The 14,402-nt window shown below is 62.8% G+C and carries 15 protein-coding genes; 3 read left to right on the top strand and 12 right to left on the bottom strand.

All coding sequences use genetic code 11. The annotated features are described in order from the left end of the window. Window positions 1–15: 15 nt before the first annotated feature. From trxC to BMW66_RS11480, 7 genes are all read right to left on the bottom strand, one after another. Window positions 16–450, bottom strand: coding sequence for a thioredoxin TrxC (gene trxC / locus BMW66_RS11450; RefSeq protein WP_093118718.1), 435 nt, complete (start codon window positions 448–450; stop codon window positions 16–18). Window positions 451–559: 109 nt separating this feature from the next. Further along, entirely contained in the window at window positions 560–1,540 is a 981-nt protein-coding gene (locus tag BMW66_RS11455) for an ABC transporter substrate-binding protein (protein WP_093118592.1), read from the bottom strand. A gap of 59 nt (window positions 1,541–1,599) precedes the next feature. Beyond that, window positions 1,600–2,439, bottom strand: a complete 840-nt coding sequence (locus BMW66_RS11460; protein WP_093118594.1) for an ABC transporter permease — start codon at window positions 2,437–2,439, stop codon at window positions 1,600–1,602. Further along, window positions 2,439–3,302 carry an ABC transporter permease gene (locus BMW66_RS11465; RefSeq protein ID WP_093118596.1) on the bottom strand — a complete coding sequence of 288 codons (864 nt, stop codon included), beginning with the start codon at window positions 3,300–3,302 and terminating at the stop codon, window positions 2,439–2,441. Before BMW66_RS11465 ends, BMW66_RS11460 begins: the two co-directional genes overlap by 1 nt. Window positions 3,303–3,539: 237 nt before the next feature. Continuing rightward, window positions 3,540–4,292: an ABC transporter ATP-binding protein gene (locus tag BMW66_RS11470; RefSeq protein ID WP_245729463.1), complete on the bottom strand. Its 753-nt coding sequence runs from the start codon at window positions 4,290–4,292 to the stop codon at window positions 3,540–3,542. Between the two features lie 117 nt (window positions 4,293–4,409). Further along, window positions 4,410–5,873, bottom strand: a complete 1,464-nt coding sequence (hydA, locus tag BMW66_RS11475) for a dihydropyrimidinase (protein ID WP_093118600.1) — start codon at window positions 5,871–5,873, stop codon at window positions 4,410–4,412. Window positions 5,874–5,973: 100 nt separating this feature from the next. Continuing rightward, window positions 5,974–7,224, bottom strand: a complete 1,251-nt coding sequence (locus BMW66_RS11480) for a Zn-dependent hydrolase (RefSeq protein ID WP_093118602.1) — start codon at window positions 7,222–7,224, stop codon at window positions 5,974–5,976. 141 nt (window positions 7,225–7,365) lie between these two features. Here BMW66_RS11480 and BMW66_RS11485 point away from each other — a divergent pair, with 141 nt between their 5' ends. Together BMW66_RS11485 and BMW66_RS11490 are read left to right on the top strand one after the other, a co-directional pair. Next, complete coding sequence (locus BMW66_RS11485; protein ID WP_093118604.1) at window positions 7,366–8,043, top strand: TetR/AcrR family transcriptional regulator; 678 nt, start codon at window positions 7,366–7,368, stop codon at window positions 8,041–8,043. Window positions 8,044–8,078: 35 nt separating this feature from the next. Continuing rightward, window positions 8,079–8,702 carry a TetR family transcriptional regulator C-terminal domain-containing protein gene (locus BMW66_RS11490; RefSeq protein ID WP_093118606.1) on the top strand — a complete coding sequence of 208 codons (624 nt, stop codon included), beginning with the start codon at window positions 8,079–8,081 and terminating at the stop codon, window positions 8,700–8,702. A 322-nt stretch (window positions 8,703–9,024) separates the two neighbouring features. Here the strand turns inward: BMW66_RS11490 and BMW66_RS11495 are convergent, their stop codons facing one another. The 4 genes from BMW66_RS11495 to BMW66_RS11510 form a co-directional block, all read right to left on the bottom strand. Next, a complete protein-coding gene (locus BMW66_RS11495) occupies window positions 9,025–9,486 on the bottom strand; it encodes a DsrE family protein (protein ID WP_175483223.1) in 462 nt (153 codons plus the stop codon). Between the two features lie 261 nt (window positions 9,487–9,747). Beyond that, window positions 9,748–10,209, bottom strand: a complete 462-nt coding sequence (locus tag BMW66_RS11500) for a pyridoxamine 5'-phosphate oxidase family protein (RefSeq protein ID WP_093118608.1) — start codon at window positions 10,207–10,209, stop codon at window positions 9,748–9,750. Between the two features lie 275 nt (window positions 10,210–10,484). Then, entirely contained in the window at window positions 10,485–11,789 is a 1,305-nt protein-coding gene (gene preA, locus BMW66_RS11505) for an NAD-dependent dihydropyrimidine dehydrogenase subunit PreA (RefSeq protein WP_093118610.1), read from the bottom strand. Between the two features lie 52 nt (window positions 11,790–11,841). After that, window positions 11,842–13,164: an NAD(P)-dependent oxidoreductase gene (locus BMW66_RS11510; RefSeq protein ID WP_093118612.1), complete on the bottom strand. Its 1,323-nt coding sequence runs from the start codon at window positions 13,162–13,164 to the stop codon at window positions 11,842–11,844. A 285-nt stretch (window positions 13,165–13,449) separates the two neighbouring features. Here BMW66_RS11510 and BMW66_RS11515 point away from each other — a divergent pair, with 285 nt between their 5' ends. Beyond that, entirely contained in the window at window positions 13,450–13,656 is a 207-nt protein-coding gene (locus BMW66_RS11515) for a cold-shock protein (protein ID WP_093118614.1), read from the top strand. A 66-nt stretch (window positions 13,657–13,722) separates the two neighbouring features. On the opposite strand, the gene BMW66_RS11520 is transcribed toward BMW66_RS11515, so the two are convergent. Beyond that, the gene (locus BMW66_RS11520; protein WP_093118616.1) at window positions 13,723–14,397 is read right to left on the bottom strand and encodes an arylesterase; all 675 of its coding nucleotides are present in this window, start codon (window positions 14,395–14,397) and stop codon (window positions 13,723–13,725) included. Window positions 14,398–14,402 lie beyond the last annotated feature (5 nt).

A 14,402-nucleotide genomic window follows, 5' to 3' on the forward strand; every position in this document is an offset into this window, starting at 1 on the left:
CAAAGAACGGCCGCCTTACACCTTCGAGCGCACCCAGTTGACGATCGCCGCCTTGGGCATGGCGCCCGACTGCCGCGCCACCTCACGCCCGCCCGCAAAGGCCGCCATGGTCGGAATGCCGCGGATGCCATAGGCCGCCCCCGCCTTCGGGTGATCCTCGGTGTTGAGCTTCACCAGACGCGCATCGCCCAGAAGCTCTTGCGCGGCCTGCGCGAACTGCGGCGCCATCTGGCGGCAGGGCCCGCACCACGGCGCCCAGAAATCCACCACCAGCGGCACATCGTCGTTGCGCGCCGCCTTCTGCAGGGTCGCAAGGTCCACCTCGCGCGGCTTGCCCCCCATCAGCGGCGCCCCGCAGGTGCCGCATTTCGGCGCCGCGGAGAGCTTCTCTCCCGGCACCCGGTTGACCTGCCCGCACTCCAGGCAGGTGATTTTCCTCGCTCCGGCCATCGCCACATCCTCGCATTCAAATTCAGTCGGCTGAATATATGATCGCCGCGCGAAAAGAAAAGGGCCGGAACACCGCCCGGCCCTTTCCCCTATCATATTGCGATCCGGCTTAGTCCAAAGCTTTGTCCGTGATCTTATGGGTCCACGCGCCTTCGGGCTCTTCCTCGATGACGCCGCCGGATTTCACGATCTCGACCGTCCGCTCATAGGCTTCGGGGTCAAGCTCGCCATCCGATCCGGCGGTCAGCTTGGCGATCTCCTTCATCATGCGGACCTGATGCTTTTCGGTCTGCGCGCCGGTCGTGTCGTTTTCCAGAACGATCATCGCCGCCGCTTCGGGGTTTTCCTCGGCCCACTTCCAGCCCTTCATGGACGCGCGCACGAACCGCACCATCTTGTCCACGAATTCCGGGTCTTCCAGCTTGTCCTCGACGACGTAAAGCCCGTCCTCCAGCGTGGAGATACCCTCGTCCTCATACTTGAACACCACCAGATCGTCCGGCGTCAGCCCCGCGTCGATCACCTGCCAGTATTCGTTGTAGGTCATCGTCGTGGCGCATTCGACCTGCTTCTGAAGCAGCGGATCGACGTTGAAGTTAATCTTCTGGATGGTCACACCCTCTTCGGAGCCATCGGTGGGAATGCCCAGCTTGCCCATCCAGGTGTAAAGCGGGATCTCGTTGCCGAAGAACCATGTGCCAAGCGTATGCCCCGGAAAATCTTCCGGGCTGGTGATGCCATGCTCTTTCAGGCAGGTCAGCATCAGCCCCGAAGAGGCGAACGGCTGCGCGATGTTGACGATCGGGGCGCCCTTTTCCCGCGCCGCCAGCGCCGAGGGCATCCAGTCCACCATCACATCGGCGCCGCCGCCCATCAGAACCTGCACCGGCGCGATGTCCGGGCCGCCCGGCTTGATCGTGACGTCAAGGTCTTCTTCCTCGTAGAACCCCTTGTCGAGCGCCACGTAGTAGCCCCCGAACTGCGCCTGCGTGACCCACTTGAGCTGTAGCGTCACATCGTCGGCGGCCTGCGCCGCCCCCGCCGCCATGGTCAGGGCCGCGGCACTCATTGTCGTGAATAGACGTTTCATCTTTCTCTCCTTGTTGAACCTTGTTGACGTGTTGTTGTTGTTCTTGTTGTTCCTTTTGCTCAGCCTCGCTGCGACGGGTGCCAGAAGGTCACCGCCCTTTCCAGAAGCGCCACGCCGCCATAGAATGCCGACCCGGCGATAGCCGCAACCACGATCTCGGCCCAGACCAGATCGAGCGCGAGCTGCCCCACCGAGGTCGAGATGCGAAAACCCATGCCCCTGACGGGGGAGCCGAAGAACTCTGCCACGATCGCCCCGATCAGCGCCAGCGTCGAGGCGATTTTCAGCCCGTTGAACACGAATGGCATCGCCGACGGCAAACGCAGCTTCAGCAGCGTCTTCCAGTATCCGGCCGCATAGGTCCGCATCAGGTCGCGCTGCATCGCATCGCTGGCCTGAAGGCCCTGCACCGTGTTCACCAGCATCGGAAAGAACACCATCACCACAACCACCGCCGCCTTCGACTGCCAGTCGAAACCGAACCACATCACCATGATCGGCGCCATCCCGATGATCGGCAGCGCGGCGACGAAATTGCCCACGGGCAACACACCGCGTTGCAGAAACGGAAAGCGGTCCACCGCCACCGCGATCACGAAGGCCGCGCCGCAGCCGATGACATAGCCCGACAGCGCCCCCTTGATCACCGTCTGCACGAAATCGACCCACAGGATCTCGGACGATTGTGAAAACCGCTCCGCGATCACCGAGGGGGGCGGCAGAAGCACCGGGGATATCCCGAGCCCCCGCACCACGCTTTCCCAGATCAGGATCAGCGTGACACCGAAGATCACCGGCACCGCCAGCGACGTGGTTTGCGATTTGGGTTGCCGCGCCAGCCAGACATTGGTGAGCCAGCCGACAAGCCAGACGCATATTCCGAATACGACCCAGCCCATTACGCCATCCCCATCCGCTTGAGAACCAACCGCTGCGTCAGACCGATGATCCCGACCAGACAGGCCGCCAGAACCGCCGCCATGATCAGCGCGCTCCAGATCTGGACCGTCTGCCCGTAATAGGACCCCGCCAGAAGCCGCGCACCAAGCCCGGCCACCGCGCCCGTGGGCAACTCACCCACGATCGCACCGACCAGCGACGCCGCCATCCCCACCTTCAGCGAGGTGAACAGATACGGCATCGACGACGGGAACCGCAGCTTCCAGAACTCCTGATTGCCGGTCGCATGCCATGTCTTCATCTGGTCAAGCTGCATCCGGTCGGGGCTTCGAAGCCCCTTGACCATGCCGACCACGACCGGGAAAAACGACAGATACATGGAAATGACCGCCTTGGGCAGAAGCCCCGTGATCCCGATGGCATTCAACACCACGATGATCATCGGCGCGATGGCAAGGATGGGAATGGTCTGGCTCGTGATCACCCATGGCATCACGCTCATGTCCATGGTGCGGTTGTAGACAATGCCGATGGCCAGCGCGATCCCCAGCCCGGTGCCCAGCACGAACCCCATGAGCGTGGCGCTCATCGTGATCCAGCTGTGATAGATCAGGGACCGCCGAGATGTGATGTTCTTCTCCACCGTGGTTTCCCAGATCTCCAGCGCCACCTGATGCGGGGCGGGCAGCTTGGGTTTGTCCTGCGACAGCGTGTCGGCCACCAGTTCGGTAAAGCTCAGCTCGCCCCCACCCGCGCGCGCCGCGTTGTCCTGCGCCCATGTCGCGTTGAGCGCGACCGCGCCGACATACCAGATCACGAAAATCGCGGCCACGACCGTCAGAACCGGAAGAACGTTCCTCATGCCCGCACCCTCCCCTTTTCTTTGTTCCATAAATACTCATAGCGCTCCGCCCGCGGCAGACGCGGATTTTTGAGTATTTTAAGAACAGAGAAAGGAATTGATGGTCTCCTGCTCTCGCGGCACAGGCTGGAGAGCCGATGGCCGTGAACGGAGAAAGGGGCCGCCACCTTGCCCGAAAGGCGGCACGGCACCGGGGGGTGGCGGGCATCCGAGACCCCCCGGGCCGTTTCAAGACACTCACTCGTCATAGGCATGCCCCGCCCTGAGCCCCTCGCGCACGCGGTGCGCGACGTCGAGGAATTCCTGCGTGTCGCGGATGTCGAGCGGCCGTTCCCTCGGAAGCGGGCTTTCGATCACCTCGCTGATTCGTCCGGGCCGCGGGCTCATCACCACGATCCTTGTGGACAGATAGACCGCCTCGGGAATCGAATGGGTCACGAAGGCGATGGTCTTTTCGGTTCGCTTCCACAGCTTGAGAAGCTGCTCGTTGAGGTGATCGCGCACGATCTCGTCCAATGCGCCGAACGGCTCGTCCATCAGCAGGATATCGGCGTCGAAGGCCAGTGCGCGCGCGATGCTCGCCCGCTGCTGCATCCCGCCCGAAAGCTGCCATGGGAATTTCTTCTCGAAGCCGTCCAGTTCCACAAGCTCCAGCACGCGCTTGACACGCTCGGCCTGCTCGGACCTGGAAAAGCCCATGATTTCCAGCGGCAGGCGGATGTTGCCACCTATGGTGCGCCACGGATAAAGTCCGGCGGCCTGAAACACATAGCCATAGGCGCGCGCCTTGCGGGCCTCTTCGGGGCTGACGCCGTTCACGGTGATCTCGCCGCCCGTGGGCTGTTCAAGATCGGCCATGACCCGAAGAAAGGTCGTCTTTCCGCAGCCCGACGGGCCGATGAAGCTCACGAAGTCGCCCTTTTCGATGTCCAGGCTGACATCTTGCAGCGCATGGATCGGGCCGTCGTTGGTCTGAAAGGTCAGCGACATGTTCTTCGCGCTGATCACTGGGGATGTTGTCACGTTGTCTTGCCTTTGCACATCCCGGATCATACCGGGCGTTCATGGGTAAAAGAAAGGCGCCGGGGCTGGCCCGGCGCCCCGCGCTCAGATCCCTGCCGGAATATTCATCGGATCGCGGTGAATCTGCTTCGGCGCGGTCAGTTCCTTCCACTTGCTCAGCGCGGTATGCGCCGAGGGGAAGGCCGGGCGCGGCACGAAACGGCCTCGTCCGGGCTGCGGCTGGCTGTTCTGGCCCCAGGCCCAGATCACCTCCCCGCGCGAGATGGTATAGCGGCTCTGCGCGGTCACCTCGAAGCCCTCGAACACGTTGTAATCGAGGATCGAATGGTGATTGCTGGCGCTGATCGTCTTGGTGATCTTGGGATCCCACACCACGATATCGGCATCCGCCCCTTCCACGATCGCCCCCTTCTTGGGGTAGATGTTGAGGATCTTGGCCACATTGGTCGAGGTGACGGCGACAAACTCGTTCGGGGTCAGCCGCCCGGTCTCCACGCCCCGCGTCCAGAGCACGGCAAGCCGTTCCTCAAGCCCGTTGGAGCCGTTGGGAATCTTGGTGAAATCGTTCAGCCCCATCCGCTTCTGCTCGGTCGAGAAGGCGGCGTGATCTGTGGCCACCACCTGCAAGCTGCCGGCCTGAAGCCCGTGCCAGAGGCTGTCCTGATGCTCCTTGTTGCGGAACGGCGGGCTCATCACGCGGCGCGCGGCATGATCCCAGTCGGTGTTGAAATACTCCGATTCGTCCAGCGTCAGGAACTGCGCCAGCGGCTCGCCATAGACGCGCATCCCCTTCTGCCGCGCGCGCCGGATCGCCTCATGCGCCTGCTCGCAGGACACATGCACGATATAAAGCGGCACGCCGGCGGTATCGGCGATGGTGATGGCGCGGTTCGCGGCCTCGCCCTCGAATTCCGGCGGGCGCGAATAGGCGTGGCCCTCCGGCCCGGTGATGCCCTTCTCCAGCATCTGCGCCTGCATGTCGGCCACCAGATCGCCGTTCTCGGCATGCACCATCGGCAGCGCGCCCAGCTCCTTGCAGCGTTTGAACGACGCGAACATCTCGTCGTCCTCGATCATCAGCGCGCCCTTGTAGGCCATGAAGTGCTTGAACGAGTTCACGCCCATCTCCACGGCGTCCTTCATCTCGTTGAAGATGGTCTCGTTCCAGCCGGTGACCGCCATGTGATAGCCGATGTCGGTGCATATCTGCGGCGCCGACTTGCGGTGCCATTCGTTGATCGCGTTCTTGATGCTGCCATCGGGGCCCGGCAGGCAGAAATCCACCAGCATCGTGGTGCCCCCGCAGGCGGCGGCCCAGGTGCCGGTCTCGAAGGTCTCGGCGGCGGTGGTGCCCATGAAGGGCATTTCCATGTGCGTATGCGGGTCGATGCCCCCGGGGATGACATAGGCCCCCTCGGCGTCGATATATTCATCGCCCTTCAGATCCTCGCCGATCTGCTTGATGGTCTCGTCCTCGATCAGCACATCGGCCTTCCATGTGCGGTCGGCGGTGCAAACGGTTCCGCCCTTGATCACCTTGGTTGTCATTGCTCTTCTCCCTGTTCGGCAAGCGCGGCCCGGGGCCGCCGTCTTGCGTCAAATGGTCCGGAAGGCGCCGGGACGGTCGCCCCGCCCCGCCGATTCATGTTCACTCGACGATCTCCGCCGTCTCGAGCACCGCGTGCATCAGGACATCCGCCCCGGCCACGGCCCATTCCTTTGAAATCTCCTCGGCCTCGTTATGGCTCAGCCCGTCGACGCAGGGGCACATCACCATCGCCGTCGGTGCCACCCGGTTGATCCAGCAGGCATCGTGCCCCGCCCCCGACACAAGATCGCGGTGGGAATAGCCCAACCGCTCGGCCGCGTTCCGCACCGCGGCCACGCAAGTTTCATCGAACTTCACCGGGTCGAACCCGCCGACCTTCTCGAACGCGATCTCAAGGCCCATGTCGTCCGCGATCTTCTGACCTTCCTCGCGGAGCCGTTGTTCCATGTCCTTGATCACCTCAAGCTGGGGCGAGCGGAAATCCACCGTGAACACCGCCTTGCCGGGGATCACGTTACGCGAATTGGGGTAGATGTCGATATGTCCGGCCGCGCCAACCGCGTCGGGCTTGTGGCTCCAGGCGATCTCATCGACCTTTTCCAGCACCCGCGCCATACCCAGACCGGCATTCTTGCGCATCGGCATCGGTGTCGATCCGGTGTGGCTGTCCTTGCCGGTGATCGTCACCTGCGTCCAGCTCAGGCCCTGCCCGTGGGTGACAACGCCCACATCCTTGCCCTCGGCCTCAAGGATCGGGCCCTGCTCGATGTGCAGCTCGAAAAAGGCGTGCATCTTGCGCTGGCCCACCTCTTCCTCGCCGCGCCAGCCGATACGCTGAAGTTCATCCCCGAAGGTCTTGCCCTCCGCATCCTCGCGCTCATAGGCCCAGTCCTGCGTGTGCATCCCCGCGAAAACCCCGCTCGACAGCATGGCGGGGGCAAAGCGGGTGCCTTCCTCGTTGGTCCAGTTGGTGACCACGATCGGATGCTTCGTGCGAATGCCGAGATCCTTCATCGTGCGCAGGATCTCCAGCCCGCCCAGCACGCCAAGCACGCCGTCATAGCGCCCGCCCGTGGGCTGCGTATCGAGGTGGCTGCCCACATAGACCGGAAGCGCCTGCGGATCGGTGCCGGGATACTCGGCGAACATGTTGCCCATCTGGTCGAGCCCCATGGAGCAGCCGACCGCCTCGCACCATGTCTGAAACAGCGCGCGGCCCTCGCCGTCGGCGTCTGTGACAGTCTGGCGGTTGTTGCCGCCCGCAACGCCGGGGCCGATCTTGGCCATCTCGTGAATCGCGTCCCACAGGCGGTCGCCATTGATCTTGAGGTTTTCACCCGGTGCGGCCATAGCAATCTTCTCCCTTGTTGCGGAGGGTGGTCGTGCCGTTATGCGGCCTCTTGCCTTCCACCCCATCCTGACCATATGGTCAAAAACAAAGCACCACAGCCTGACCAACTGGTCAAGAATTTTCTCGGATCATTTTGCGCCATGAACGACGAGGCCCGCCCCAACAGCCGAAAGGATCGCCGCCGGGAAAGCGAGAAGCTTATTTTGCAGGCAGCGGAAAAAGTCTTTTCGGCGGCGGGCTTTGGCGGGGCCACGATGCAGCTTATCGCGGATGTTGCCGGGCTGCCCAAGGCCAACCTGCATTATTACTTCCCCACCAAGGAATCGCTTTACCGGCAGGTGGTGCAGACGATCTTTCTCGACTGGCTGAAGGCCGCCGACGTCTTCGATCACGCCGATGGCCCGGTCGAGGGGCTGGGCGCCTATATCGACGCCAAGATGGAAATCAGCCGCCGCCACCCCGAAGGCTCCAAGGTCTGGGCCTCCGAGGTGATGCATCAGGCGCCGGTCATACAGGACTATCTCGAAACCACGCTGACGGAATGGACAGATGGCCGGATCGCGGTGATCGAACGCTGGATCGAACAGGGGCTGATGGATCCGGTCGATCCGCGCCACCTGCTGTACATGCTCTGGGCCACGACGCAGCATTACGCCGATTTCAACCACCAGATCGAAACGCTCAATGGCGGCGACCCCCTCTCGGACGCGCAATGGGAGGCCGCCAAACAGAGCGTGAAACAGATCATCCTGCGCGGTATCGGCGCGGTCCCGGCCGCATCGGCGGGCGAACTGGACGGCGCAAACCGGGCGCGCTAGTCTCGCCCTTCCATCAAGACGAGGATACCACCGGCATGACGGGCGCCCCCACCGCGGTGAAGAAACGCAGCCGCATCCAGATCCGCAACCGCCGGCGCATCCTCGACGCGGCGCTGGAGGTGTTCTCGCACCACGGCTATCGCGGCGCGACGCTCGATCAGATCGCGGCGGAGGCCGGGCTGTCGAAACCCAACATCCTCTATTATTTCAACGGCAAGGAAGAGATTCACGTCTCGCTGCTCAACCAGTTGATGACAAGCTGGCTCGACCCGCTCGACCACATGGACCCGGACGGTGACCCGCTGGAGGAAATCTGCGCCTATGTGCGCCGCAAGCTGGAGATGAGCCGCGAGTTCCCGCGCGAGAGCCGCCTGTTCGCCAACGAGATCCTGCAAGGCGCGCCGCGCATGAAGCCGCATCTGGAGACCACACTGAAGGCGCTCTTCGACGACAAGACCGCGCTGATCCGCCGCTGGATGGAGGCGGGCCGGATCGCCCCGCTCGACCCGCGCCACCTGATCTTCTCGATCTGGGCCACGACGCAGCATTACGCCGATTTCGACGCGCAGGTGCGGGTTTTGATGGCCGGCGAAGACGACGTGCTCGACGGCGCGGCGGCCTATCTCGACACGATGTATCGCAAGCTGCTGGCGCCCTGACCGCCGCCGAGCGCCCAGCTGCAGGTGGGCGCTGAAAAGCGCCGAGAACTGACCTGACAGACGGCAACGCTTGGGGGGCGGGAGGTTAAAATTGCGACCCGTGATCGCCCCTTCGTGAAATGACTGGCCCATTGCACACATGGGTCACGCGCACGGCTAATGGCAGGACCCAGCCCATTCAGGACCTTTCCAAGGTATCTGCCTCACAAATAGCTTGTCGTCCGGTCGGCGCTGGCTCTGGTCTGCTCGCAAACCTGGAACCTCATAACAAGAAAAAACCCAGCGACAGCGCTGGGTTTCTTATCGGCAAATGAAACGCGGATTAGGGCTTAATGTAAGTATATCCCTGCGCTTGCAGGTGTGCGAGTTCTGCCACGCCCGACGGTACGATATCACTCTCCCACACGTCGTAGAGATCATTCTCGTAGCTTATTTCCCTCCCGACCAGCGTGTTGTTGCAGACGTGGAAATCCACGCCTTGCGACTTCAGCGAGCCGACAACGGTTTGCAAGGTGTCGTCCGATTTAGCCGCCATCAGCACACCGAGACCGTTTCCATGCAGAACTACCTTGAGATCGAGGTTCTCGTCGCCGACTGCGTTGATATGGTTCTGGATGTTCCGCAGCGCGCCCTTGTAGGCTTTGGAGTCTGGCCCGCCATCATAGTTAATATGATAGACAACCTTCTGCTTTCCGTAACCTTCCGCACTTGCGAGCTCTGCGGTGGCGAAGGTTATCGTTACTGCAGCGAGCAGCGCCGCAATTGGCATGAAAAAACGTTTCATCTTGGATCCTCCCATTGATTTACCGGTCTTCTTTGCCTGCCGGCACCATAATTGATGCACTGAAAGTCAGCACTCATCAAGAATATTCGTATGTGTGCATGAGTCTTGACATCAGCAACCCCAAGGCCCTGCCGCTTTTACTACATCGTGGGTTGATCGATATAATTTTGGGATTATTGCCAGAAATTTGCAAACTCCGCTTCCTGCACATCTCTGACATTCGTTCGAAGCGCAGCAAACAACCGCAACCCGCCCCTCCGATCAACTTGTGGCAAGCTCTGGTCCTGTGCGGAAAAAGCTCACGTCATTGGTGAATATGCTGTCGGGCGCAAGCCGGATAAGGCGGCCGGACGGGTCATCTATCCGGGCGACAGTCTCGATGAACCACGGGTTCCACCGGGTTTCGTCGGGGCCGAGATAACGCGACAGCAGGCGGCGGAACAGCGCCGGGTTCATCGGTTCGATGGTTGCGCGGCCCCGCAGGCCAAGGTGGCGCATGATGCCCTGCCCGTTGTCATAGTCTATGATTTCGACCGCAACGCGGGGGTCATTCAGAATCCGGCGCGCCGAGCTGGCGGAGTCGTCCGACAGCATGAACAGCGCACCCTCTTCCCAGTGAAACCAGACCGGCGCATTGCGGGGGCTGCCGTCCGTTTCGCAACTGGCCAGAATGGCAACCAGGGGGAGACGCAGGACGTCTTCGGGGTCGAATGGTGTCGGCATGAGGGGCCCGCTCTGGCAACGCGACTGAAAAACACTGGCACCCACGACAGTGCCGCGCGAAAGATCGCAAGACAAGCCCGAATGGCCGGTCCGGACTCCGCCAGTGGGCGGCAACGCTCCCTCCGGTCGCACAAGCCCCCCGCGCAACGCGCGCATGTTTAACCCCGGCCAATTCCGGCCGGGGCTGTTTTCGATACCGACGCGATACCGACGTTTTACCGACGTGATACCGAAACGGGTTTTTCAGCGATTTCAGCGCGTTAACCCTGATTCGCCTATTCGGCCGCCTGACGCGCCGCCGGGTTGTTGGGATGGGTGGTCCAGTCGCCATGCTCGGCGCTCACCCGCAGCCCGGTCCGCAGGTCCATCTCTCCCGCCTCAAGGGTCCGCATGGTGATGCAATCCTCGACGGGGCAGACATCGACGCACAGGTTACAGGCGACGCATTCCTCTTCCTTGACGGTGAACACCCGGTCGTCGGACATCGCGATCGCCTGATGGCTGGTATCCTCGCAGGCGGCATAGCAGCGCCCGCACTGGATGCAGGCGTCCTGATCGATCACCGCCTTGGTGACATGGTTGAGATTCAGGTGCTGCCATTCGACAAAGTTCGGCACCGCCCGCCCGATCAGGTCGGACATCTCCATGTCCTTCTCGTCAAGGTATTGAGAAAGACCGGAAATCATCTCCTGCACGATCTTGAAGCCATAGGTCATCGCAGCGGTGCAGACCTGCACGTTGCCCGCGCCAAGCGCCATGAATTCCGCCGCGTCGCGCCATGTCGTCACCCCGCCGATACCGGAAATCGGCAGACCCCGGGTTTCCTCTTGCCGGGCGATCTCCGCCACCATGTTGAGCGCGATCGGCTTGACCGCCGGGCCGCAATAGCCGCCGTGGCTGCCCTTGCCGTCGATCATCGGGAAGGGCGAGAAATGGTCGAGATCGACGTTCGTGATCGACTTGACGGTGTTGATCAGGCTGACCGCATCCGCCCCCCCGCGCGCCGCCGCCATGGCGGGTGGCAGGATCGAGGTGACATTGGGCGTCAGCTTCACGATACAGGGCAACCGGCTGTATTGCTTGACCCAGCGGGTGACCATCTCGATGTATTCCGGCACCTGCCCCACGGCGGAGCCCATGCCGCGTTCGGCCATGCCATGCGGACAGCCGAAGTTCAGCTCGACCCCGTCGGCGCCGGTTTCCTCGACTGCGGGAAGAATGGCCTTCCATGCCTCCTCCTCGCAGGGGACCATGATCGAGACGACCACCGCCCGATCCGGGTAATCGCGCTTGACCGCCTTGATTTCCTTGAGGTTCTGCTGCAACTCGCGGTCGGTGATCAACTCGATGTTGTTGAGACCCAGAAGCCGCCGGTCCGCCCCGTAGATCGCGCCATACCGCGGCCCGTTGACGTTGACGATCGGTGGTCCCTCGGCGCCGAGGGTCTTCCAGACCACCCCGCCCCAGCCGGCCTCGAAGGCGCGGCGCACGTTGTATTCCTTGTCCGTCGGCGGCGCGGAAGCGAGCCAGAACGGGTTGGGGGACTTGATCCCCACGAAGTCGCTTGCGAGATTGGCCATCTGCTTATCTCCCTGTGTGCGGGACCGCTACGGCCCCTGTTGTGTGCGTGCCTCAGCCCATCAGCCCGGCGTGAATGTCCTCGGCGGCGTCGCGCCCTTCGGCCACCGCCGTCACCGTCAGATCGTCGCCGCCCGCGGCGCAGTCGCCCCCGGCCCAGACGTTCGGCAAGGACGTGCGCCCCGCGCCCGTGACCCTGATCTTGCGGCCCTCCAGTTCGGGAAGCGCCTCGCCCTCAAGCGTCTGGCCGATCGCCTTGAAAAGCTGATCGGCCGGCAGGCGGAAGCCCTCACCCGTGGGCTTCTGATCGTCGGTGACATATTCGAACTCGACCTCGCGCACGGCGCCGTTGCCGTGCACCGCGACGGGGCGGGCATTGGTGATGATCCGCACCCCCTTGGAGGCGGCCAGGTCCTGTTCGTATGCGCTCGCGTTCATCCGGTCCCGGCCCCGGCGATAGACAAGGCTCACGTTGAGCGCGCCCAGAAGTTTCGACTGCACCGCGGCGTCCACCGCCGTCATGCCGCCGCCGATCACCACCACGTCACGGCCCACCGGCAGCGCCGCCAGATCGCTCGCCTGCCGCAGGTCCGCGATGAAGGACACCGCGTCCTCCACCCCGTCGCGGTCCTCGCCCTCAAGGCCAAGCGCGTTGACACCGCCCAGCCCGATACCGAGGAACACCGCGTCATACTCCCCGCTCAGCCCCTCCAGCGTCAGTCCATTGCCAAGCGCCTTGCCGGTCTCCACCGTGATCCCGCCGATCTTGAGAAGCCAGTCAACCTCCTGCTCGGCAAAGCCGTCCACCGACTTGTAGGCGGCGATCCCGAATTCGTTGAGCCCGCCAGGCTTGGCCCGCGCGTCAAAGATGACAACGTCATGCCCCTTCATTGCAAGACGATGGGCGCAGGCCAGACCAGCCGGTCCCGCGCCCACCACGGCCACACGTTTGCCGGTTGGGTTCGCGCGGGAAAAGGGATGCTCCCCGCGCGTCATCAGCCGGTCCGTGGCATAGCGTTGCAACTGCCCGATCTCGACCGGCTTGCCCTCTGCGATCTCACGCACGCAGGCCTCTTCACAGAGTGTCTCGGTCGGGCAGACCCGGGCGCACATGCCGCCCAGGATATTCTGATCGAAGATCGTTTTCGCCGCCGCTTCCGGCGTGCCGGTGGCGATCTGGCGAATGAAAAGCGGAATGTCGATATCGGTCGGACAGGCCGTGATGCAGGGCGCATCATGGCAGAAATAGCAGCGGTCCGCCGCCACCAGCGCCTCGTGATCGTCCAGCGGCGGATGCAGATCGGCAAAGTTCTGCTGAAGCTCCGCAGGCGCAAGACGCCCGGCCACGATGCCCGCGCTCAATGGTGTGTTGGTCATGTCTCTCCCCGTATTCTTGTGGTGGGCTTTGAGACAGGCTGACACAGGATATTTTTTTTATCAACTGGTAAAATAATCTGAGTCTTTCACTGAACCAATCGGCTCCGCTCCTTGCGGGGTTTCAAATTTTCCTTGATATGAAGGTGATTCTGCGGCAAAAATCCGTTTTGCAATGTTACGCTATCGACGACCTGCTGCTTCAAGGGCTCAGTATCTCGATTACGCTACTGACTGCGCCGGCCTGCCGCAATTCCGCGGGCAGGAACTTGAAGAGGAGAGACGACGATGGCCAAGGGCACCGTCAAATGGTTCAACACCACCAAGGGTTACGGCTTCATCGCCCCTGAAGATGGTGGCAAGGACGTGTTCGTCCACATTTCCGCGGTAGAGCGGTCCGGCCTCACCGGCCTTGCCGACGACCAGAAAGTCAGCTTCGATCTGGAATCGGGCCGCGACGGGCGCGAATCCGCCGTCAATATAGAGCTGCTCTGAACACGCGAAGCATCACCGCCGTTCCGGCACCGGGCGCCCCTGCGGCGCCCGATGTCATTCCGGGGCTCAACCGCCCTCCTGTCGCGCCCGCTCGATCAGGCGCAGCACATGCGGGCCCAGCCCCTCCACGATTTGCGTCACCCCTTCGGCGTTCGGGTGAATCCCGTCGGGCTGCAACAGATCGCGCCGCGCCGCCGGGTCACTCTCGTCCACTCCAATAAAGAAACTCTCCACATAGAGCGTGTCATGGGTCTCTGCCAGTTCCGGGTAGATGGCGTCGAAATCGGACTTGTACTCCGCGCCGTAATTGCCCGGCGCGCGCATCCCGACAAGAAGAACCTCGACCTCCGCGCGCGCCGCCACCTCAAGGATGCCCGCAAGATTATCGCGCACCGACGCCGGGTCGATCCCGCGCAGCATGTCGTTCCCGCCAAGCGCCACGATCATCGCATCCGTGCCCGCGCCAAGCGCCCATTCCACCCGCGACAGCCCGCCCGCCGTGGTATCGCCGGAAACGCCGGCATTGACGACCGTCGCCTCCGCGTCCCGCGCATCGAGCCACGCCTGCAACTGCGCCACGAAACCTTCCTGCTCAATCAGCCCGTAACCCTGCGTCAGGCTGTCACCAAGCGCGACAATCTTGACCTCCTCGGCCCGGAGCGGGCCGGACACAAGCAGGGCAAGCAGCGCAAGAACCTTGCTCAGCCACCCCAAGGCCCCATATGGCTTGTAACCGATCATAAGCA

Origin of the sequence: Salinihabitans flavidus, assembly GCF_900110425.1 — a bacterium.
In the GTDB taxonomy this organism is placed as follows: domain Bacteria; phylum Pseudomonadota; class Alphaproteobacteria; order Rhodobacterales; family Rhodobacteraceae; genus Salinihabitans; species Salinihabitans flavidus.

Coding starts and splice junctions, on each gene's coding strand:
- preA (WP_093118610.1), bottom strand. CDS start 11,789: ATGGCCAATCTCGCAAGCGACTTCGTGGGGATCAAGTCCCCCAACCCG.
- BMW66_RS11460 (WP_093118594.1), bottom strand. CDS start 2,439: ATGGGCTGGGTCGTATTCGGAATATGCGTCTGGCTTGTCGGCTGGCTC.
- BMW66_RS11510 (WP_093118612.1), bottom strand. CDS start 13,164: ATGACCAACACACCATTGAGCGCGGGCATCGTGGCCGGGCGTCTTGCG.
- hydA (WP_093118600.1), bottom strand. CDS start 5,873: ATGACAACCAAGGTGATCAAGGGCGGAACCGTTTGCACCGCCGACCGC.
- BMW66_RS11490 (WP_093118606.1), top strand. CDS start 8,079: ATGACGGGCGCCCCCACCGCGGTGAAGAAACGCAGCCGCATCCAGATC.
- trxC (WP_093118718.1), bottom strand. CDS start 450: ATGGCCGGAGCGAGGAAAATCACCTGCCTGGAGTGCGGGCAGGTCAAC.
- BMW66_RS11470 (WP_245729463.1), bottom strand. CDS start 4,292: ATGTCGCTGACCTTTCAGACCAACGACGGCCCGATCCATGCGCTGCAA.
- BMW66_RS11465 (WP_093118596.1), bottom strand. CDS start 3,302: ATGAGGAACGTTCTTCCGGTTCTGACGGTCGTGGCCGCGATTTTCGTG.
- BMW66_RS11495 (WP_175483223.1), bottom strand. CDS start 9,486: ATGAAACGTTTTTTCATGCCAATTGCGGCGCTGCTCGCTGCAGTAACG.
- BMW66_RS11500 (WP_093118608.1), bottom strand. CDS start 10,209: ATGCCGACACCATTCGACCCCGAAGACGTCCTGCGTCTCCCCCTGGTT.
- BMW66_RS11515 (WP_093118614.1), top strand. CDS start 13,450: ATGGCCAAGGGCACCGTCAAATGGTTCAACACCACCAAGGGTTACGGC.
- BMW66_RS11520 (WP_093118616.1), bottom strand. CDS start 14,397: ATGATCGGTTACAAGCCATATGGGGCCTTGGGGTGGCTGAGCAAGGTT.
- BMW66_RS11480 (WP_093118602.1), bottom strand. CDS start 7,224: ATGGCCGCACCGGGTGAAAACCTCAAGATCAATGGCGACCGCCTGTGG.
- BMW66_RS11455 (WP_093118592.1), bottom strand. CDS start 1,540: ATGAAACGTCTATTCACGACAATGAGTGCCGCGGCCCTGACCATGGCG.
- BMW66_RS11485 (WP_093118604.1), top strand. CDS start 7,366: ATGAACGACGAGGCCCGCCCCAACAGCCGAAAGGATCGCCGCCGGGAA.